We start from the raw sequence: 2,028 nt of genomic DNA on the forward strand, positions 1-2,028 counted from the left end.
CGTTAGCAAAAAAAATGAAATCGATTCCACATTGGTTGCGTATTTGGATTCAATCCGCACTTATCGGGGAAATCTACCCTTCGATTCGAGCAATAGCGGTTAAGTTCACAGATTCAAAAGAATTCACACTGCGCTACTATCTAGAAAAAGAACCTACAGATTTTGATCGAGAATCGTGCTCAATGGTGATGACAGAAATCTTGGCAAATACATCCTCAAAAGAAGAAATAAAAAAAGTGAAAGAAGAATGTTTTTTCTCAGATAAGCTACTTCGTGATATCGATGTATTAGATGGTTTGGTTTTTGCTCGGAGAGAATATGAAATTGAAAAATAAATACGCTAACAAGGCGAGCGAGAGGAATGCCGAGATCGCTCCGCTCACTCAGCATCCCTCCTCTTGACGTTAAGACTATGAAAAAACTACTTTTGATCACTCTTTTCTTAATGCCATTTTTGGCATCTGCCGAAGACGCAAGAGAGCAATGGAAGGGATTCTACAAGGGAATTTACTCGCTCGTGACCCCAAACGGAGAAAAGACGATACCACGCCCCTTCTCAATGGTCTTAGACGATACGATGCCAGGGGGCTACATTCGACTTACTTTCGCTGAAGCCTTCTCAGAAGGTTATCGTGAACAGGTCGAGATACTTGAAGTTACCATTGCGAACCTAAACCAAAGAAAAGATCATTCGCCTCCCACGATTACCGAGGAGCGATTTTATTTACCAGCTGTCTTCGTTAACCCAACTGAGTTTGAAGCTAACGTGATAAAAGGCGGATTTGACGGCGAAAAATTGATTTCCGGAACGATTGTAACCTACAAGCTATCGCTAGATGAAGCTCCCAAAGAGGATATGCGCATTATCTTTAAAGCTGGACGTGCCCCTTGAAAATAAATTTTAACCAATCGCAGTGAGCAATGTCGCTATCGCGCCATCGCTCATGCTCCACGTTAGGTAAATAAATATGGCAAACGAACAATACGTCTTCATCAGCGAAAAAGCGATTCCTAGTCGTCAAGAGTGGCAAGAGTCCATTGATGCCCTTGGATATGACTTTCAGTTGGACTCTGAACTGAAACCAAAAGAAGATTCAGGCTATTCGCCATGCAAACTTGAGGGGAAAGAAACTGGAGTAGAAATTTATTATCAAGCAGTTGCCGAGTTAGTCGACGACCCTTCGGAAATCGAAGAATTAACAAAAGGACGAGATTATTGTATTTCGTTTAGATGGGGCGGCTCTATGGCAGAGTGCACTTGCGCAATTATTGCTTCTGCAGCCTTATTGAAGAATTTTGATGGGGTCGTTTCCTACGAATTCGAAGCCCCCTCGGACCTAGAAGCATTAATCAAGGACTTGGATTTCACGATACCAGAAGCCAGAAAAGAACTGTCACCCAAGAAACCAAACCTAGGAAAAAATGCTGTAAGCAGCTCAAGTTCAGAACCTAAGCCTAAGAGTCGACTATGGTGGAAGTTCTGGAAATGAAGAACCTAACAAGGCAGTCGTATCAACTCCGTTACGCGCTCCGCGCTTCACTCCGTGATACACTTTGACGTTCTGCAGAAAAATGAAAACAATCGTCATTCTACTTATCCTCAGTCCCCTGCTATGGGCCGCAGAATTGGATGACGCAGATTTCAGTCGATTCATACTTATCAACGATGGAACGGGAGCAAACGAAGATGAACCGCAGGAAGGACAGAAAGGAATTGTTGAGTCTGATCTTCTTGCCGAATTCGGCTTCAAGAGACTCACCGAATCGGAAAAAGAGGAAGCACAGAGACTAGCAAGCGAGTATTGGTTTCAGACTTACGGTTTACTCGCGGAGGAAAGGCTTATCCCTGATTTCAGCTTCCAACTTGAAGAAGAAATTGATGGATTGGGAAGTCCGGAATCAAAGATTTGGCAAGTTCAAGTTCAGCACATGACAGGCGGAATCAATGCTCTTATTTGGATCAACGCTGAGACTAAAGAAACAAGAGCTTGGGGAATTGAAAGAGAACTAAAAGAAATTGAGCAGAAC

The 2,028-nt window shown here is 43.1% G+C and carries 4 protein-coding genes; all 4 read left to right on the forward strand.

Annotated features, from left to right (window positions below):
- Positions 1-335, forward strand: a 335-nt coding sequence (locus H5P30_RS01645; protein ID WP_221774253.1) for a MafI2 family immunity protein, incomplete at its 5' end; no start/stop codon positions are given.
- A gap of 77 nt (positions 336-412) precedes the next feature.
- Positions 413-892, forward strand: coding sequence for a hypothetical protein (locus H5P30_RS01650; RefSeq protein WP_185691226.1), 480 nt, complete (start codon positions 413-415; stop codon positions 890-892).
- 76 nt (positions 893-968) lie between these two features.
- Positions 969-1,490: a hypothetical protein gene (locus H5P30_RS01655; protein WP_185691227.1), complete on the forward strand. Its 522-nt coding sequence runs from the start codon at positions 969-971 to the stop codon at positions 1,488-1,490.
- An 82-nt stretch (positions 1,491-1,572) separates the two neighbouring features.
- Positions 1,573-2,028 (forward strand): hypothetical protein (locus H5P30_RS01660; protein ID WP_185691228.1); only part of this gene is annotated, 456 nt, incomplete at its 3' end.

This window comes from Puniceicoccus vermicola (assembly GCF_014230055.1).
Classification (GTDB): domain Bacteria; phylum Verrucomicrobiota; class Verrucomicrobiia; order Opitutales; family Puniceicoccaceae; genus Puniceicoccus; species Puniceicoccus vermicola.